We start from the raw sequence: 18,166 nt of genomic DNA on the forward strand, positions 1-18,166 counted from the left end.
CTTAACAGCATCCCCATGGACCCGGACTGTTCCAGGTCGATTAACAGAAGGAGTTAGGGTATGAACCTCAAGATCACTGGTCTCCACCTTGAAGTAACCCAACCACTGCGCGACTATGTCGAAGAAAAACTCGGCCGAGTGATTCGCCATGTAGACAATGTGATCGACACCGGCGTCACGCTTTCGGTTGACAAGCTGGTGCAAAAAGCCGAGGTCAATGTCCATCTGGCCGGCAAGGATATTCACGCCGAAGCGACCGCCGATGATATGTATGCCGCCATCGATGCGCTGATCGACAAACTGGACCGCCAGGTAATCAAGCACAAGGAAAAACTGTCGGAACACCGCGCCATCCCGCAACCGGCCGCAGAGTAACACCTTGATTAAAAACGGGAACCTTATGGTTCCCGTTTTGCTTTGATAACAGGGCTATTTCAATGTCACGCGCCAGCGTAGAATGAACGCCGATTTCATCCTGTACGAGTTTTTATGTCCCTGATAGGCAAAATACTCTCCCGTGATCATGTTCTGGTCGACCTTGATGTTGCCAGCAAAAAGCGGGTGTTCGAGCAGGTCGGTCTGCTCGCGGAAAACACCGGCAATATTGCCCGCAGCGAAGTGTTCGACAGTCTGTTTGCGCGTGAAAAACTGGGTTCGACCGGACTGGGCCAAGGCGTCGCCATCCCGCATGGCCGCGCCCGTGGCCTGAAAGAAGCGATGGGCGTGTTTATCCGCCTGAAGCAGGCCATTCCGTTTGACGCCCCCGACGGCAAACCGGTCCGGCTGCTGTTCGTATTACTGGTGCCAGAACAGGCAACCGACCTGCACCTGCAGGTGCTGTCCGAACTGGCCCAGCTTTTCTCCAGCCGCAGCTTGCGTGAACAACTGGAGCAAGCCGCAGACAGCGAAGAATTGTTCCGGCTTTTGACCGGATGGAGTAGTCATGCCTAGCGTCAGCGTCCGCAAGCTTTACCAGGATAACCAGCAAAAGCTCAACCTGACCTGGGTTGCAGGACGCTCTGGCTCGGATAACCTGATCGGTAACGACGATCAGCGCCCAACGCTGTCGCTGGTCGGCCATCTCAACTTCATCCACCCCAACCGGGTGCAGGTGCTCGGCCTTGCCGAAGTTGACTATCTGAGCCGGTTGGAAAAATCGGCCGCAAAAACCGCGCTGGATCAGCTGTTTTACAAGTCGATGTCGGTGGTAATCGTCGCCAATGCCCAGGTGGTACCTGCTCTGCTGCGCGACTACTGCCATACCCACAATGTCCCGCTGATGACGACCACGCTGGAAAGCCCCTATCTGATGGATGTACTGCGCATCTATCTGGCACGGGCACTGGCGGTCTCCACCGTGCTGCATGGTGTGTTTCTCGATGTGCTCGAGATCGGCGTGCTGATCATGGGCGACTCGGCCATGGGCAAGAGCGAACTGGCGCTGGAGCTGATCTCGCGCGGCCACGGTCTGGTCGCCGATGACGCGGTCGAATACTACCGCATCGGCCCGGATACACTGGAAGGCCGCTGCCCGGCACTCTTGCGCGACTTTCTCGAAGTACGCGGTCTGGGCATTTTGAATATCCGCACCGTATTCGGCGAAACTGCGGTACGCCCGAAAAAAGTACTCAAACTCATCATCCATCTGATCAAGGCCAATGATCAGGCAATGCAGGCGCTGGACCGGCTCAATATCCAGTCCGAAACGCAGGATATCCTCGGCGTCACCGTGCGCAAGGTTATCCTGCCGGTCGCCGCCGGACGCAACCTTGCCGTTTTGGTGGAAGCGGCCGTACGCAACTACATCCTGCAACTGCGCGGCATCGACAGCACGCGCGAATTTGTCGAGCGCCACACCAATTTCTTGCGGGACCAGGAACATGCAGCTGATTCTGATTAGCGGGCTGTCAGGCTCGGGCAAATCAGTCGCCTTGCGCAGCCTGGAGGATGCCGGCTTTTTCTGCGTCGACAATCTGCCGGCCACCATGCTGCCGGAGGCGGTCGCGCTCTACCATGACTACGGCTACAGCCATATTGCCATCAGCGTCGACACGCGCAGCCACCAGACGCTGGGCGCCTTGCCGCAGGAAATGGACAAGCTGCGCGCAGCCGGTATCGATATCAGGCTGATTTTCTTCGAAGCCAAACAGCCGGTTCTGGTCAAGCGCTTCTCCGAAACCCGGCGCAGCCATCCTTTGTCCGGCATGGGCTTGTCGCTGGAAGAATGCATAGAAATGGAGATGGAACTCCTGGCGCCCGTTGCCGAGCAGGGTATCCGCATGGACACGTCCGAACTGTCGGCCAACACCCTGAAAAGCTGGGTACGCCAGCTGGTCGAGAGTGACAGCAGCCGTCTGACCCTGATGTTCCAGTCCTTCGGTTTCAAACATGGCGTACCGCTGGATGCCGATTTCGTATTCGATGTGCGCTGTCTGCCCAATCCGCACTACATCCCCGAACTGCGCCCGCTTACCGGCAAGGATCAGGCCATCATCGACTACTTTGCCGGCGAACCCAAAGTCGCCGAGATGATTGCCGACATCCAGACCATGCTGGAAAAATGGCTGCCCGAATTCAGGCAGGAAAACCGCAGCTATCTGACCGTGGCTATCGGCTGCACCGGCGGCCAGCATCGCTCGGTATTTATCGCCGAAACATTGGCCCGCCGCTTTGCGCACGAACAAGTACTGCTGCGCCACCGCCAGTTACAAAGAGCGGGATGCGACTGATACGTCCGGGCGACTATCTGGTGATGATGCTGGCCGGTGCGCTATGCCTCACCCTGTTCTGGCAGTTATGGGCCGGTGAGACGGCACGCACGCTCACGATACGCAGCAAAGGCAAACTGTGGCGGGAAGTCAGCTTGCTGCACAACCAGATTCTGGATGTGCCCGGTCCTTTGGGGCTGACCCGCATCGAAGTGCATAACGGCCGCGCCCGTATCGGCAGCGACCCGGGCGCGCGCCAGTACTGCGTCAAGCAAGGCTGGCTGGACAAGGCTGGGCAAAGCGCCATCTGCCTGCCGAATCAGACCAGCATCGAGCTTGGCAACGGCGCAGCACACTATGACAGCCTCAGTTTCTGAACATCTGAGCCTGCGTGTCGGTGCAGACGATCAGCGTATTGCCGCGCTGGCAGCCATCGCCATTGTCCTCGCGCTGATCGATGCGGGCCTGCCCTCGCCGCTCCCCGGGATCAAGCCCGGCCTTGCCAATATTGTCACCTTGCTGGCGCTATATCACCTGGGCTGGCGCGCCGCACTCTGGGTCAGCCTGTTACGCATTCTCGGCGCCGGATTATTGCTGGGCAGCCTGCTGACACCGGGGTTTTTCCTGTCGCTGGCCGGCGCACTGGCCAGCCTTGCCGCGCTGGCGCTGGCCTTTCGCTTGCCCGGCACATGGTTCGGCCCGGTTTCGCTCAGCATTGTCGCCGCCTTCAGCCATATTGCCGGGCAACTGCTGCTGGCCCGGCTATGGCTGATTCCCAGCGACGGCATACTTTATTTTGTTCCGCCTTTCGCGCTGGCCGCGCTGGTGACCGGTCTTGTCAACGGCATCATCGCGGCACGCTTGCTCGCCCCTACACCGCAACAGGATGCCTGATGAACTCTTACAGCAAAACCGTGACCGTTGCCCTGACCGGCGCTTCCGGTCTGCCTTATGGCCTGGCGCTGATACGCGAACTGGTCAAGGCCGGCTGCCGCGTCTGGGTACTGTGTTCACAAGCGGCCCATATCGTCGCCAAACAGGAAATGGGGCTGACGCTGCCTGCGCGCGCCGCCGATCTGGAGCAGTGGCTGAGCCAGGAATACGCGGCGGCGGCGGGACAGCTTAAGGCTTTTGGCCGCGAGGAGTGGTTTGCGCCGGTGGCATCCGGCTCCAACCCCGCGGATGCCATGGTAGTGTGCCCATGCTCGATGGGCACACTGGCCGCCATCGCCATGGGCAGCAGCGACAATCTGATCGAACGCGCGGCCGATGTCAGCATCAAGGAGCAGAAAAAGCTAGTGCTGGTACCGCGCGAAACGCCGTTTTCCGCCATTCATCTGGAGAATATGCTCAAGCTTGCACGTCTGGGCGTGGTGATCCTGCCCCCCTCACCCGGCTTTTACACCCACCCGCAGAGCATAGACGACATGGTCGATTTCATCGTGGCGCGCATTCTCGACCAGATAGGCGTGCCCCACCAACTGGTGCCGCGCTGGGGCGATACGGCATGAGCGCGGCACTTTTTTCCTTGCAATCCCAAAGGCAACTGGAACAAAGCGCCGCAGCACTGGGCCTGATGCGCCGCGCCGCCTGCGCCGCCGCACACTGGATCATGGCGCGCTATCCGGCAAGTGCCGCCATCACGGTACTGGCCGGCCCCGGAAACAATGGCGGCGACGCGCTACACCTGGCTTGCGAACTGCTTAACGCAGGCTATGCCGTGACCGTCATCAGCCCGCAAAAACAAAGCTCGGCCGAAGCGCAAGCGGCGCGCGCGCGCTGGGATGCTTGCGCCATGGCGACATACACCAGCCTGTCTGCGGCCCATACCGACCTGATCGTTGACGGTTTGTTCGGCATAGGCTTGAGCCGGCCGCTTGCCTCACCTTGGGACGCGCTGATCGCACAGGTCAACGCCCGTGGCGTACCTGTGCTGGCGCTGGACACGCCAAGCGGGCTGGATGCCATGAGCGGCCACGCACCCAATGCAGCCATTCGCGCGGCACATACGCTGACCTTTCTTTGCTTCAAGCCCGGCCTGCTGACAGCAGACGGCAGCGAACTGGCCGGAGAAGTTCATCTGGCGACACTGGATGTACCCGCGACGCTACTGCCAACGCCGGAAGGCGAACTGAACCGCCCCGGCGTTACGGCGCTCAAACGCCATGCCAATAGCCACAAGGGCAGCTTTGGGACCGTGTGTATCGTCGGCGGTGCGCCCGGCATGCTGGGCGCGGCGCTTCTGGCAGGACGCGCCGCGCTGGCCGGTGGCGCCGGCAAGGTCTTGCTTGCCACGCTGGACAGCCGTCTGGCGGTCGATACCACACAGCCCGAACTGATGATTTCGCCGCTTTCCTTGCCGCTCGCGCCGCACAGCATCTGCGCCATCGGTCCGGGCCTTGGCACAAGCACGGCGGCGCAAGCGGCACTGTCGGCGGTGCTGGCAGGCGACACGCCCCTGGTGATAGACGCCGATGCGCTTAATCTGCTGGCTCACGATGCGGGACTTTTCGCCACACTGGCAACAAGACAGGTGCCTGCCATCCTGACGCCGCATCCGGCGGAGGCCGCGCGGCTATTAGGCATCAGCAGCGCAGCGGTACAGGCTGACCGCCTCGCTGCGGCGCGCACCCTGGCTGCGCGCCTAAACAAAGTGGTGGTACTCAAGGGAGCCGGCAGCCTGATCGTCCGTCCCGATGGTTTTTACCGCATCAACGCCAGCGGCAATGCAGCGCTGGCTGTGGCGGGACAAGGCGATGTGCTGACCGGTGCCATCGCGGCGCTGCTGGCACAGCAACTCTCACCTTTTGATGCCGCCAGCCTCGCCGTCCACCTGCATGGTCTGGTCGCCGACCTGTATGTGAATGCCACTGGCGGCCCTGTCGGCCTGACCGCCTCTGCCACGGCTACGGCGCTTTCCGGCTTAATCAACGCGCTTTTGTGCGTCCAAAACCCCGGCTAATAACGGAACATGCAGCCCCCTACTCACCACTCTCTATTGCCAAGGATATGAACCAGCAAACCCGTGCCACCTTGTTCGGCCTCGCCGCAGTTCTCGCCTGGTCAACCGTCGCCACCGCTTTCAAGATCAGTCTCAGCTATCTGTCACCGGCGCAGTTGCTGCTATATGCCTGCACTGCCAGCTTGCTCGCGCTGTTATCCATCCTCGCCGTACAGCGCCGTCTGGGCGAGCTTATGCCGGCTCTGCGGCTTTACTGGCGCCGCTCGCTGCTTTTGGGCGCGGTCAACCCCTTTGCCTACTATCTGATCCTGTTTCAGGCCTATGCCTTGCTGCCGGCGCAGGAAGCGCAAGCCATCAACTACACTTGGGCGCTCAGCATGACCCTGCTGTCAGTGCCGCTATTGGGCCATAGCCTGCGCAAGCTCGATCTGGCAGCAGCGCTGGTGTGCTATATCGGCGTACTCATCATCGGTACGCGGGGCGATGTGCTGGCGCTCTCTTTTTCCAATATGAACGGCATGCTGTTTGCGCTGGCGTCCACTCTGCTGTGGGCCAGTTACTGGATTTTCAACACCCGCGACACGCGCGAGCCGGTACTGGGGCTGACGCTGAACTTCATCATGGCACTGCCACTGATTATGCTCTGGTGTGCACTAAGCGGCGAATTGGTGCCGGTTGCGTGGCAGGGCTTGGCGGGGGCGGCTTATGTAGGCGCCATCGAAATGGGCTACACCTTCGTGCTGTGGCTGACGGCAATGAAGCTCACCCAAAGTACGGCGCGCATCGCCAACCTGATTTTCCTGTCACCCATTATCTCGCTGTGGTTGATTCACTTTTTTATCGGCGAACCCATCCTTGCCTCCACCCTGATCGGCCTTGCGCTGATTCTGGGCGGTTTGCTGCTGCAAAAGTGGCCACTCAAGCGCGAGGCCTGACGCAAAAAAGCCAGCCCCGGCCATCGGCAGGAGCTGGCTTGACACGCACCTTATTTAACGGCGCTTATTCGTTTTGGCCGGCTTGACCGGCTCGTCAAACAAAGTCTTGTCGTTTTCGGCGGCCGCCAGTGCCGCATCCATGCGTGCGCGCAAGCCCGTATAGAAGGCATATAGTGTCGCGATTGCCGGCGTGATCTGCCCCAGCAATTCTTCACGCTGCTCAACCACAGTACGCACAGCAGGATCGGGGTCGCGCTCCAGCGCCAGCATCATGATGGGCGCCAGCGCAGCACCGGCTTCGCTGTCATCGAAAGCCAGTTGCCAGTCGCCCGGCAGCAAGGCCATGCCGCGCTCGAAGCCTTCGGCCCAGTCATTTCCCGACACCTTGCCCTCGCCATCGGCCTCCAGCCACGGATGAAACTCTTCGCCAGCTTCCAGCGTACGCGCGATATCCAGCCAGTGTCCGCTGACCAGATGCATAAAGGCATCAAATGCCTTGGTGCTGGCAAACGAGGTTTCATCCTCAAATGCAGCGCCCAGAATCAGCGGCAAATACTCGGCCGGACGTATCACCTCGGGCCCGGCAATTAAGGCGGCGAAAAAGCCGTCCAGCGTCTCCAGACTCATCGCGCCTTGCGCGTGAAAGGCGGACAGGGTGGCGGACAGGCGTTCGTAATCGCTGTCGCTCAAGGCTTGATGGCTCATGGTGGCGGGTCCGTAGCGGATGCAAAACGCCATTATCCGCCATAGCCGAGCGCCCGGACAGGGCTGATGGCAATTCTCGTCAGGGTGACGCAGTCGCAGTCGGCTGCAAATTTAAAACCATATATATAAAAACATGCAAATAAAAAACCCTTGGCATAAAATATGCCCTCGCAAATAGCACCAGCTAGACAGGTACAACTAAGCCGGCCATTTTCCTGGCATAACAGGCATCTGCCTGCCAATGGCAAACAACAAGCCCGGCCCCGATTGACCGCATACATAGCAAGCACAAGACCATGAAACCCAGGATCACCCCTACCCAACAACAAGTCCGCTTTCAGGCAGACGAGTTGATCATCAGCAAAACCGATCTTTCCGGGCGCATCACCTACGTCAACCGTGTCTTTATGCAAGTCTGCAACTATGCGGAAGACGCCCTGCTCGGGGTGCAGCACAATATCGTACGCCACCCCGACATGCCACGCGGCGTGTTCCGCCTGATGTGGGATACGCTCAAGTCGGGGCATGAGTTTTTCGGCATCGTCAAGAATATGACTGCGGATGGACACTATTACTGGGTATTTGCCAATATCACTATCGACCAGCGCAATAAGCAGCCGGTCGGCTACTTCTCGGTGCGCCGTCAGGCACCACAAAATGCAATCGATGCCGTCAGCACGCTTTACCACAAGATGAACGAAATCGAACAGACTGCGGGTGCAGCTAACGGTCCCGAGGCCTCCTTGCAATGGCTGCAGGCACAACTTCTGCAACAGGGCGTGACGTACGAAAAATTCGTGCTTGATTTGTACCGGCAGGCAACAAACCGCACGGGAGAGATGGCAATATGAGCAAGGATCTGGAACTACTGAGCGCGACCAGCAAGGCCAGCCGTCGCACGCTTTTTTTGGAACAGAAATTCATCCTGAGCTGCATCGTCTTTGTCTGCCTGGTGTGGATCGTGGCCGGCATCAGCATCTACCAGCGCGGCGCTGGCTTCTCCAACATCAGCGTACCGCTGATGGCCGTCGGCTTTGCCTGCTATGCCTACTGGCATCAGCGCCGCCCGCTGGCCGTACTGGCAGAAATCGAATATGTGCTGCGTCTGGCCGCTCAGGGCGAGACCCATGTCCGACTCACCCGCACCAAGGGGCTAGGCGAAGTCGGCAAGGTCGCCTGGAGCCTGAATGATCTGCTGGACATTATCGAAGCGCACTCCAAAGACATCGCCACCTGCTTCGAGCGGGCGGGACAAGGCGACTACAGCCGCCCGGCACTCAGTTCAGGCTTGCCGGGCGAGTTCGCCCAGTCTATGGAAAACATCAATGTTGCCCTGCGCTCGATGCAGGAGGCCGCCGAATTTGATGCCAAGAACCGCCTCTCCAGCCAGCTGCATGCCCTGAATACCGGCAATTTGCTACGCAACCTCAAAGGCAACCAGCAGGACTTGCTAAGGGCCACTCAGGAAATGGCCGGCATGCAGGGCATGGCCGAACAGAACCTGGATGGCGCGCAGCGCAGCCGGCAGACAGTGGAAGAGCTCGACAGCGAATTCGAACAAATCACAGGCAATATGCAGACGCTTTCCGGTAGCGCCCGCCATCTGGGGGAAGCCAGCACCCGCATTGTCGATACGGTACGCATCATTACCGAGATCACCGAGCAGACCAATTTGCTGGCGCTGAATGCCGCGATCGAGGCGGCACGCGCCGGAGAGGTCGGCCGCGGCTTTGCCGTGGTGGCTGACGAAGTACGCAAGCTGGCCGACCGCACGCATGCAGCCACACTGGAAATCGGCAAGGTGATCAATAGCCTGCACCAGCGCGTTGAAACCATGGTGGCGCAAACGCTGGCGCTCGAAGCGCAAAGCAGCTCGGTCAGCCAGCGCGTTTCCGGCTTTCGCACCCAGTTCGAGCATGTAGCCGAGTCTGCACAGTCGACCATAGACAGTCTGGCCTGCGCCAAGGACATGACGTTCTCGTCACTGGTCAAGCTCGACCACATCATCTACATGCAGAACAGCTATATCGCACTTGAGCAAAATGGCGAAGGCAGCGAGGCTCAGGCCACCAATATCGGTCATACCCAGTGCCGTCTGGGCAACTGGTATTACGAGGGGGCAGGCAAGAGCGATTACAGCCACCTTCCTGGCTATCAGGCACTCGAGAAACCACACGCCCAGGTACATGGTGCCGTGCAACGCGCCATGCAGACGGTCAAGGGCGACTGGCTGCACGACGCCAAGGTACTCCAGCAGATCATCGCGCATATGCATGAAGCAGAAATAGGCAGCAACCAGGTCATCGAACAGGTCGGGCGGATTTTCAATCGCCAGAAGCAGGCCCGTTCATCCGTGGACAAGCGCCCTGACGGCGTCCCCGCCTGAAGCGGATACGCCGGCCAAACCGGCGCGACATCTTAGGCAGAGCATGCGGACACAAAAACGCCCCTTTTCGCAAAGGGGCGTTTCTTTTAAAGATGCCGGCTGACCCGTCCTGATGGACAGGCTCAGTCTTGTGCCGGTGCCTCGCCTGCCGCAGCAGCTTCGGCTTCGCGCCGTGCTTTTTCGGCAAAGTAATAGGCGCGGCGGGCTTCTTTGGCGGCCAGGCGTTCGGCGCGCTCGGCGGCCAGACGCGCATTCTCCGCCGCATTGAGCTCGGCCTCTATCGCTTCGCGCTCGGCGCGTGCCGCCATCGATGCGGCCCTGGCGGCCTCGCGCTCGGCCGCTTCGGCCGCGGCCATCGCGGCCAGCTCTTCGCGGGTTTTACACGGGCCGGTTTTTTCAAACCAGGCCACGCTTTCTACGTGCGCGGTATGCGGGAACATATTGATGATGCCGGCTGCCTTGAGCGTATAGCCCTTGGTATTGACCAGCACGCCGGCGTCACGCGCCAGCGTGGACGGGCTGCACGACACATAAACGATGCGCTTGGGCGCACTCTCGTCGGTCAGCGCCTGGCATAGCTGCACAGCGCCGTCGCGCGGCGGATCGATCAGCATCTTGTCGAAATGCCCCAGTGCGGCAAAGCTCTCTTCGGTCACATCGAACAAGTTAGCCATTTCATAGCTGACCTGCGTTTCCAGACCGTTATGCGTGGCATTTTCCACGGCACGCTTGACCAGCGCCTCGCTGCCTTCCATGCCATGCACGGTTGCGCCCGAACGCGCAATCGGCAAGGTGAAGTTGCCGATACCACAGAACATATCGGCAATGCGCTCGCCCGGCTGCGCATCCAGCAGGCGCAAGGCACGGCTGACCATCACATTATTGATGCCCGGGTTGACCTGGGTAAACTCAGTCGGGTAGTACGGCATTTCAACGCCGAAATCGTCGAGGCGATAGCTCAGGCGCGGCGCATCCTTGGGATAGAGCGGATAGCAGGTTTCCGGCCCCTTGGGTTGCAGCCAGATCTGTAGCGGACGCGCGATGCCATGCGCATCGGCAAAGGCGGTAAACAGTGCCTCGTCGGCCGCGTTGATCGCGTCCATATTGCGGAACACCAGCACATCCACATCAACGCCGCCGGCGTATTCAATCTGCGGCATGCGGTCGCGTATCGACAGCTTGCCCACCAGCGTGCGCAGCGGTAGCAGCAAAGCGGAAATATGTGGCGGCAGCACATGGCACTCGGCCATATCGACGATAAAGCGCGAGCGTTTTTCATGGAAACCGATCAGCACCTCGCCCTTTTTCTCGACCCAGCGTGCCGACAGGCGGGCACGGTGACGGTAGCCCCAGCTCTGGCCGGCAATCGGTGTCAGCACGCGCTCGGGCGTCACTTTGCCGATGCGCGCCAGATTGTCTTCCAGCACGCGCTGCTTGATGGCAACCTGGGCGGTGAACTCCATATGCTGCATCGAGCAGCCACCGCATACCCCGAAGCTGGGGCAACGCGGTGTGGTGCGCATAAAGCTTTCTTTCAGCACGCGTACGGTTTCGGCATTCTCGTAACTGCTTTTGCTGCGGTAGCTGCGGTACTCGACGGTTTCATACGGCAAAGCACCATCGATAAACAGGGTCTTGCCATTTACATGGGCGACGCCGCGACCTTCATAGTCGAGCGACTCAATCTGGGCCAAGGCCGGGGTATCAGACATTATTTTGGTAATCAAATCAAAGCGAAGGCGGCGATTTTCTCAGAAACACGCCACAAACGCACGCCCGCTATCCCTTAAGCAGCAAAGCTGGCCTCGCAAAGCAGCGCTTCTGCTAAAATCCGGAACTGTTCCCAGCCTAATTATTTGCCGAAGCCTAACCATGAAACCACTGTCCGGCCTGTCTGCTTTTTTCCTGCTGCTATCGCTCTCGGCGACGGCTGCGGCCATTCCGCAGCCCGATGTGGCGATTCAGCCGAGCGGCACCCATGTGGTGATCAATCTGCCGCAGACACGCTTATTCCTGTTTCAGGATGGCGAGCTAAAAGACAGCTTTCCGGTCGCCGTCGGCAAGATGCTGACGCGCACGCCGGTGGGCGAATATGCGGTGACCGGCATTTACCGTAATCCGAGCTGGCACGTTCCCCGCTCCATCCAGGAAGAAATGCGCAAAAAAGGCAAGCCGGTCGAGACCGTGGTGCCGCCGGGGCCGGACAATCCGCTGGGGCCGGTATTTATCCGCTTCGGCGAAGCCAAACTGGGCTTAGGCATACACGGCACCAATGCGCCATCCAGCGTACCGGGGTTTCGCAGCCATGGTTGCGTACGCATGAAAAGCGAACAGGCACTGCAACTGTCCAATATCGTCCCCAAGGGGGCTGCGGTTTCGGTCACTTACCAGACCGTCCTGCTGTCGCAGGATCAGGCCGGGGAATTGTGGCTGACCGCATTTCGCGACCGCTACCAGAACAAGAATGTCGCCATGCCGCAACTGGCCGATGCCCTGCTGCGCTGGCAGGATGAGAACCAAGTGCCCGTGTTCGGTCAACGGGTCAATCAGGCGCTCAACGAGCGCAAGGGCAAGCCGCTCTGCCTGACCTGCAAAAAACCGGCCGAGGCACGCATCAGCGGCACGCTTAGCGCCATACCCTGGCTATCCAATCAGGAACCGGCCCAGATCCAGCCCGAGCCAGCAGCAGAGCCTGTGATGGAGCCGGCACCGGAAGATGCCTCCGGCGCCTGGCCGGCAGCCAAACGCAAAGCGGTACAACCGGCCACGCAACCGGGCTAAATCAAGGCGCGGGCGTTGCGGCAGCCTCGCAGGCAAGTGCGGCAAAACGCAAAAGTGCACGTTCGTAAGCCGGCGTCCACGGATAGCAGCACGACAGGCGTACACAGTTATTGAAACGCCCGCGCGCCGAATACAGCGCGCCCGGCGCGACAGTAATGCCCTCGGCCAGCGCGCGCTGAAATAGCGCCAGCGTATCCACGCCCTTGGGCAGTTCTACCCACAGCAAGCAGCCACCGGATGGCGAGGTCGCACGGGTACCAGCCGGAAAATGGCTGGCCACGGCCGCGCGCAGCTTTTCCATCTGCGCCATAAACTGGCGGCGGATAAAGCGCAGATGGTGGTCGAAGCCACCGCTTTCCAGATATTCCGCCAGCGCCTCCTCCAGCAAACGGGGCTGGCCCAGGGACCCCGCAATCTTGAGGCGCATCACCTCGTGCAAGAAGCGCCCCGGCGCTATCCAGCCTATGCGAAAGCCCGGCGCCAGCGTCTTGCTGAAGCTGGAACACAGTAAGACCCAGCCTTCCTTGTCGCAGGATTTGACCGAATCCGGCGGCGCCGCACCGTAAAACAGGTCGGCATGCGGGGTGTCTTCGATGAGCGGAATACGGTACTCGCTAACCAGCGCCGCCAGACGCTGGCGCGCAGCCAAGGGCATGCTGGCGCCCAGCGGGTTCTGTACCGTAGGCTGCACCACCAAAGCCGACAGGCGCTTTTCCGACAGCAACAACTCCAGTGCATCCAGCGACAGGCCGCTTGCCGGATGGGTCGGAATTTCTATCACCGACAGACCCAGACTCTTGGCAAGCGGAATCAGGCCAAAGTAGGTCGGCGACTCCAGCCCCACGGTGTCGCCGGGTTTGCACACCGCATGCAGCGCCAGTTGCAGCGCCTCCGAACAACCATTGGTCACCACGATATCGTCCGGGCTTAATACACAGCCACTCCCCAGTGCCCGCTGGGCAATCTGGCGGCGCAGCCGCTCGGAGCCCGGCGGAAACGGGTAGTCGGTGGTCAGCTCGGGATGCTGGCGCACCAGCTTGCTGACGATCTGCTTAAGACGGGTGGTCGGATAAAAATCGCTGCCGCGCGGACTGGCCAGCGATAAATCGATCACATCGGTGCGGGTTTGCGCACTCATCACCAGCTCCAGCTGATCGGCCTCGCCCTGCTCGCCAGCATGGGTTTCGCTCTGGCGGCGCATCAGCGGCAAAGGCAGGCGCGCGACACCCTTGACGTAAAACCCCGACTGCGGCCGGGCCTCGATCAGGCCGCGATCCTCCAGTGCCCGGTAGGTCGCCAGTATGGTCGACGGACTGACCTTGTGAATGGCGCAAGCCTTGCGCACCGAGGGCAGGCGCTCACCGACCCTGACCGTGCCGTTTTCTATCAGCGCGCTCCACTCGCCCACCAAAGACATATACAGCGTTTCGCTACTCATTCCCGCCCCTTTATCCATCATCCCGGCCCCATCAGGGCCCAGGCAGCACAGTTCAGCCACAATCAGACCATAACAGTTGACCACAATGCAAACTGTTATGGTCTCAATTCAACACTTCTGGATCTGTAATTACTTATTGGGCAACGCTAATATATCGCCAGAATTCAGCCTCTCTGACGGATACCGATATGAACTTCATCGCGCTGGTGACCTACCTCACCATCATGGCCATTACACCGGGCCCGAACAATCTGGCTCTGGCCTCCAGCGGCGTGAATTTCGGTCTGAAACGCACCCTGCCGGCGCTCATGGGGATGGCACTGGGTCTGTCCAGCCAGGTTGCGATACTGGCACTGGCGCTAGGCAGCATGATGGCACTGATGGAGAGCATCAAATTGTGGCTGGCGCTGGCCGGCTGCCTCTACCTGTTCTGGCTGTCCTGGCATATGGCGCATGCCGCCGAGCCCGGCGCCGACGGAAAAGCCAGCAAAGGCAAACCCATGGGCTTTGCCGGCGGTGTGCTTTTCAACTGGCTGAACCCCAAAGTATGGCTGATGGGCTTTAACGTCGCCATCGTGTTCCTGCCTGACAGCATGCCGGTGTGGCAGGCGGGCAGCCTGTTCTTTGTCGTGACTTTTATCATTACCCTGCCCTGCATCGCAGCCTGGGCCTGGGGCGGTGAATATATCCGCCGCTATCTGGATTCGCCGCGCCGCCTGCACCTGTTCAACTACAGCATGGGCGGCATGCTGGCCTGTACTGCGGCCTGGCTGCTGGTGGAAATGCTGCCGGCCGACACCATGGCACAGATGAGCGCCATGGTCTGATTTTCCCCTATTCCTTTCCTAACCCCGAGTGGAATTTTCCCCGCAAACACCAATCGTGTTTGCGGGTTTTTTTTGCTGCAGCGTAAAATAGCCGGCTTACCTTCGAACCCGAGCCTGACCCATCATGATACGTACCCGTTTCGCCCCCAGCCCGACCGGCTACCTGCATATAGGTGGCGTGCGCACGGCCCTGTTTTCCTGGGCATTTGCCAAAAAGCACGGCGGCACTTTCGTGCTGCGCATCGAAGACACCGATCTTGAGCGCTCGACGCCCGAATCGGTCAAAGCCATCCTTGACGGCATGCACTGGGTCGGCCTCGACTACGATGAAGGCCCGTTCTACCAGACCCACCGTTTCGAGCGTTACGAGGAAGTGATCCAGAAACTGCTGGCCAGCGGCCACGCCTACCACTGCTATATGAGCCGTGAAGAGCTGGATACCTTGCGCGCCGAGCAAGAAGAGCGCGGCGAGAAGCCACGTTACGATAGGCGCTGGCGCCCAGAGGCAGGCAAGGTATTGCCTGCGCCGCCGGCCGATGTCAAACCTGTGGTGCGTTTCAAGACGCCACTGGATGGCGTGGTGGCCTGGGACGATGCGGTCAAGGGCCGTATCGAGTTTGCCAACGAAGAGCTGGATGATCTGATCATCGCCCGCCCCGATGGCAGCCCGACCTATAACTTCTGCGTGGTTGTCGATGACTGGGATATGCAGATCACCCATGTGATCCGTGGTGATGACCATGTGAACAACACGCCGCGCCAGATCAACATCCTTAAAGCGCTGAATGCCCCGCTGCCTATCTACGGCCACCTGCCGATGATACTCAACGAAAACGGCCAGAAAATGTCCAAGCGCCGCGATGCGGTCAGCGTGGTCGATTACGCCGAGCGCGGCATCCTGCCCGAGGCCTTGCTCAACTATCTGGCGCGCCTGGGCTGGGGCCACGGTGACGACGAACTGTTCGATATGGCCCAGTTCGTCGAGTGGTTCACACTGGAAGCAGTCAGCCCGTCTGCCAGCCGTTTCAACCACGAGAAATTCATGTGGCTGAACGCGCAGCATATCAAGCTGGCCGACAATACCCGTCTCGCGACACTGGTCGCGCCGCGCCTGGCCGCATCCGGCATCACACTCGAAGAAGGCCCTGCGCTCACCGAGGTGCTGGCACTGGTCAAAGAACGGGTACAGGATCTGAATACGCTGGCGGACGAGTGCCACTATTTCTACCAGAAGCTCACCCCAACGGATGCGGATGTAGAGAAGCATCTGTCGGGCGATACGCCGGCACGCATGGCACGCTTCGCGACCCGTCTTGCCGCCCTGAGCGAATGGAACGCCGCATCCATCCACGGCCTGTTCAAACCGTTCTGCGCCGATGAAGGCATCAAAATGGGCCAGCTGGGCATGCCGCTACGCGTACTGGTATGCGGCACCGCGCAGACGCCATCGGTTGATGCGGTACTGGCCCTGATCGGCCGCGACGAAGTGCTGCGCCGCATGGCCGCCTGAGTCTGCCCCCCCCAAGCCAAAGCCGGCCGCTCCATCAGGAGCGGCCGGCTTTTTTTATCAAACGACAACAAGCTCAGTGCTTACCCAGCCCCAAAGCCAGCCAGCCGGCATGGCCCAACTTTTCCAGCGTCGCGCTATTGCGCTCGGCGATGGCATCGGCCCCTGCCTCTTCCGCCACCGCCGCGTCCACGCTGGCGTCACGCAATAGATGCAGCGTGGCAAACGGGGCGCGGTTGACATAGTTGACCATATCGTCAGGCTCGCAACCGTCAAACTGGAAATCGGGATGGAAGTTGGCCACCTGCAATACGCCATCCAGCGCCTGCTCGCTGATGGCCTCATCCGCCAGCAGCAGCACATCGTTGAAATCGATAAAGTCGCTAAACAGCGTCGGATGGATCAGCAAGGTGGTATCAATCTCGCTCGCCGGCGTTTGTGCCAGCAATGCCAGCTCCCTATCCAGATCCTCGAGAAAACCATCCAGATGGCGCGCGTCGCTGACGACCAGCCGCACACGATTCTCCAGATACACCTTGCGCGCAAACGGACACAAATCCAGCCCGATAACCGCTTTCTCCAGCCACAAGCGGGTGGCGGCGATCACATCTTCATGGCTCATGGCCAACTCCTTGCAAAAAGCGCAGTGTAAGCCGGCCGTCAGGCTGAACGACAGGTTTTTTGCCTGACAGATACGCTAGACAGCCACTTTACCCATAAGTCATTATAGGTGCTTGCCAAAGCCCCGTATTCATCATGCTGACTCGTCAGGATCTCCCCGCCCTCGTCGCCGGTTTTGTCACGGTGCTGGTCGGCTATACCAGTTCGGCTGCCATCGTGTTTGAAGCGGCACGCAGCGCCGGCGCAAACCCGGCAGAAATCAGTTCCTGGCTGATGGCACTGGGGCTGGCCATGGGCATCAGCTGCATAGGTCTGTCGCTACGCTACAAGGTCCCGGTCGTCACCGCCTGGTCGACACCGGGCGCAGCGCTATTGATCACCAGCCTGTCCGGCGTCTCGCTGCCCGAGGCCATCGGGGCTTTCGTGTTTTCGGCAGGACTGATTACGCTCAGCGGCGTCAGCGGCCTGTTCGAGCGCATCATCGGGCGCATTCCCTTGCCCATGGCTTCGGCCATGCTGGCCGGCATTCTGGTGAAATTCGGCATGAATGTATTCACCTCCATGCAAGCCAGCCTTACGCTGGTGCTGCCGATGTTTATTGCCTATCTCGTCCTCAAGCGCAGCTTGCCGCGCTACGCCATTGTCGGCGTCCTGCTGCTGGGCATCGTATTGTCGGCAACGCAAGGGCAGTTGCAACTGCAGGGGCTGACCCTTGCGCTGGCAGTGCCGGTATGGACAACGCCGGCGTTTAACCCGGCCGTACTCTTGGGCGTCGGCTTGCCGCTATTTGTGGTGACCATGGCATCACAAAATGTGCCCGGCGTGGCGACTTTGCGCGCCCATGGCTACCCGACACCGGTTTCACCACTGATCACCAGCACCGGGCTGATCAATCTGTTGCTGGCCCCCTTCGGTTGCTTTGCCCTGAATCTTGCCGCCATCACCGCCGCGCTATGCATGAATAGCGATGCCCATGCCGACCCCAAGCGCCGCTATCTGGCCAGCGTGGCGGCCGGCTGGTTTTACCTGCTGCTGGGCCTGTTCGGCGCGACGATCGGTGCGCTGCTTGCCGCCTTCCCGCAGACACTGGTACTGGCCATTGCCGGCCTTGCCCTGTTCGGCACCATTGCCGGCGGCCTCACCACCGCCATGCGCGACGAGCATTTACGCGAACCGGCACTGATCACCTTTCTGATCACCGCTTCAGGCTTGAGCCTGTGGGGTGTAGGCTCGGCATTCTGGGGGCTGGTTGGCGGCGCGCTAGCCTTGTGGCTGCTACAGCCACGGACACGCTAA

At 60.2% G+C, this 18,166-nt stretch carries 19 protein-coding genes; 15 read left to right on the forward strand and 4 right to left on the reverse strand.

Going from position 1 to position 18,166, the window contains the following annotated elements:
• Nucleotides 1–60: 60 nt before the first annotated feature.
• The 9 genes from hpf (at nt 61) to GQF02_RS10205 (ending at nt 6,605) form a co-directional block, all read left to right on the forward strand.
• A complete protein-coding gene (gene hpf / locus GQF02_RS10165; RefSeq protein WP_124736268.1) occupies nt 61–375 on the forward strand; it encodes a ribosome hibernation-promoting factor, HPF/YfiA family in 315 nt (104 codons plus the stop codon).
• A 114-nt stretch (nt 376–489) separates the two neighbouring features.
• Complete coding sequence (gene ptsN, locus GQF02_RS10170; RefSeq protein ID WP_160796853.1) at nt 490–951, forward strand: PTS IIA-like nitrogen regulatory protein PtsN; 462 nt, start codon at nt 490–492, stop codon at nt 949–951.
• Nucleotides 944–1,900, forward strand: coding sequence for an HPr(Ser) kinase/phosphatase (gene hprK, locus GQF02_RS10175; RefSeq protein ID WP_124736270.1), 957 nt, complete (start codon nt 944–946; stop codon nt 1,898–1,900). The genes ptsN and hprK overlap by 8 nt, the downstream gene beginning before the upstream one ends.
• A complete protein-coding gene (rapZ, locus tag GQF02_RS10180) occupies nt 1,881–2,729 on the forward strand; it encodes an RNase adapter RapZ (RefSeq protein ID WP_160796855.1) in 849 nt (282 codons plus the stop codon). The genes hprK and rapZ overlap by 20 nt, the downstream gene beginning before the upstream one ends.
• Nucleotides 2,720–3,085, forward strand: coding sequence for a NusG domain II-containing protein (locus tag GQF02_RS10185; protein WP_160796857.1), 366 nt, complete (start codon nt 2,720–2,722; stop codon nt 3,083–3,085). Before rapZ ends, GQF02_RS10185 begins: the two co-directional genes overlap by 10 nt.
• The gene (locus tag GQF02_RS10190) at nt 3,066–3,602 is read left to right on the forward strand and encodes a Gx transporter family protein (protein ID WP_124736273.1); all 537 of its coding nucleotides are present in this window, start codon (nt 3,066–3,068) and stop codon (nt 3,600–3,602) included. The genes GQF02_RS10185 and GQF02_RS10190 overlap by 20 nt, the downstream gene beginning before the upstream one ends.
• Entirely contained in the window at nt 3,602–4,219 is a 618-nt protein-coding gene (locus tag GQF02_RS10195) for a flavin prenyltransferase UbiX (protein WP_124736274.1), read from the forward strand. The genes GQF02_RS10190 and GQF02_RS10195 overlap by 1 nt, the downstream gene beginning before the upstream one ends.
• Nucleotides 4,216–5,670, forward strand: coding sequence for an NAD(P)H-hydrate dehydratase (locus GQF02_RS10200; RefSeq protein WP_160796859.1), 1,455 nt, complete (start codon nt 4,216–4,218; stop codon nt 5,668–5,670). The genes GQF02_RS10195 and GQF02_RS10200 overlap by 4 nt, the downstream gene beginning before the upstream one ends.
• 47 nt (nt 5,671–5,717) lie before the next feature.
• Nucleotides 5,718–6,605: a DMT family transporter gene (locus GQF02_RS10205; protein ID WP_160796861.1), complete on the forward strand. Its 888-nt coding sequence runs from the start codon at nt 5,718–5,720 to the stop codon at nt 6,603–6,605.
• Nucleotides 6,606–6,659: 54 nt separating this feature from the next.
• Here GQF02_RS10205 and GQF02_RS10210 read toward each other — a convergent pair whose 3' ends face one another.
• A complete protein-coding gene (locus GQF02_RS10210; protein ID WP_124736277.1) occupies nt 6,660–7,310 on the reverse strand; it encodes a UPF0149 family protein in 651 nt (216 codons plus the stop codon).
• A 296-nt stretch (nt 7,311–7,606) separates the two neighbouring features.
• On the opposite strand from GQF02_RS10210, the gene GQF02_RS10215 reads away from it, so the two are divergent.
• Together GQF02_RS10215 and GQF02_RS16155 are read left to right on the forward strand one after the other, a co-directional pair.
• Nucleotides 7,607–8,161, forward strand: a complete 555-nt coding sequence (locus GQF02_RS10215) for a PAS domain-containing protein (protein ID WP_160796863.1) — start codon at nt 7,607–7,609, stop codon at nt 8,159–8,161.
• The gene (locus GQF02_RS16155) at nt 8,158–9,696 is read left to right on the forward strand and encodes a methyl-accepting chemotaxis protein (protein WP_160796865.1); all 1,539 of its coding nucleotides are present in this window, start codon (nt 8,158–8,160) and stop codon (nt 9,694–9,696) included. Before GQF02_RS10215 ends, GQF02_RS16155 begins: the two co-directional genes overlap by 4 nt.
• A gap of 122 nt (nt 9,697–9,818) precedes the next feature.
• Here the strand turns inward: GQF02_RS16155 and rlmD are convergent, their stop codons facing one another.
• Nucleotides 9,819–11,408 (reverse strand): 23S rRNA (uracil(1939)-C(5))-methyltransferase RlmD, encoded by a 1,590-nt coding sequence (rlmD, locus tag GQF02_RS10225; protein WP_160796867.1) that lies wholly within the window; start codon nt 11,406–11,408, stop codon nt 9,819–9,821.
• 160 nt (nt 11,409–11,568) lie between these two features.
• Here rlmD and GQF02_RS10230 point away from each other — a divergent pair, with 160 nt between their 5' ends.
• Nucleotides 11,569–12,477 (forward strand): L,D-transpeptidase, encoded by a 909-nt coding sequence (locus GQF02_RS10230; RefSeq protein ID WP_160796869.1) that lies wholly within the window; start codon nt 11,569–11,571, stop codon nt 12,475–12,477.
• Nucleotide 12,478: 1 nt separating this feature from the next.
• On the opposite strand, the gene GQF02_RS10235 is transcribed toward GQF02_RS10230, so the two are convergent.
• Complete coding sequence (locus GQF02_RS10235; RefSeq protein ID WP_124736282.1) at nt 12,479–13,915, reverse strand: aminotransferase-like domain-containing protein; 1,437 nt, start codon at nt 13,913–13,915, stop codon at nt 12,479–12,481.
• Nucleotides 13,916–14,103: 188 nt separating this feature from the next.
• Here GQF02_RS10235 and GQF02_RS10240 point away from each other — a divergent pair, with 188 nt between their 5' ends.
• Both GQF02_RS10240 and gltX read left to right on the forward strand, forming a co-directional pair.
• Nucleotides 14,104–14,742 (forward strand): LysE family translocator, encoded by a 639-nt coding sequence (locus tag GQF02_RS10240; RefSeq protein ID WP_124736283.1) that lies wholly within the window; start codon nt 14,104–14,106, stop codon nt 14,740–14,742.
• Nucleotides 14,743–14,863: 121 nt separating this feature from the next.
• Nucleotides 14,864–16,252 (forward strand): glutamate--tRNA ligase, encoded by a 1,389-nt coding sequence (gene gltX, locus GQF02_RS10245; RefSeq protein ID WP_328698611.1) that lies wholly within the window; start codon nt 14,864–14,866, stop codon nt 16,250–16,252.
• 73 nt (nt 16,253–16,325) lie between these two features.
• Here gltX and GQF02_RS10250 read toward each other — a convergent pair whose 3' ends face one another.
• Nucleotides 16,326–16,871: a DUF1415 domain-containing protein gene (locus GQF02_RS10250; protein WP_160796873.1), complete on the reverse strand. Its 546-nt coding sequence runs from the start codon at nt 16,869–16,871 to the stop codon at nt 16,326–16,328.
• 134 nt (nt 16,872–17,005) lie between these two features.
• On the opposite strand from GQF02_RS10250, the gene GQF02_RS10255 reads away from it, so the two are divergent.
• The gene (locus tag GQF02_RS10255; protein ID WP_160796875.1) at nt 17,006–18,166 is read left to right on the forward strand and encodes a benzoate/H(+) symporter BenE family transporter; all 1,161 of its coding nucleotides are present in this window, start codon (nt 17,006–17,008) and stop codon (nt 18,164–18,166) included.

Source organism: Craterilacuibacter sinensis (assembly GCF_009831765.1).
In the GTDB taxonomy this organism is placed as follows: domain Bacteria; phylum Pseudomonadota; class Gammaproteobacteria; order Burkholderiales; family Chromobacteriaceae; genus Craterilacuibacter; species Craterilacuibacter sinensis.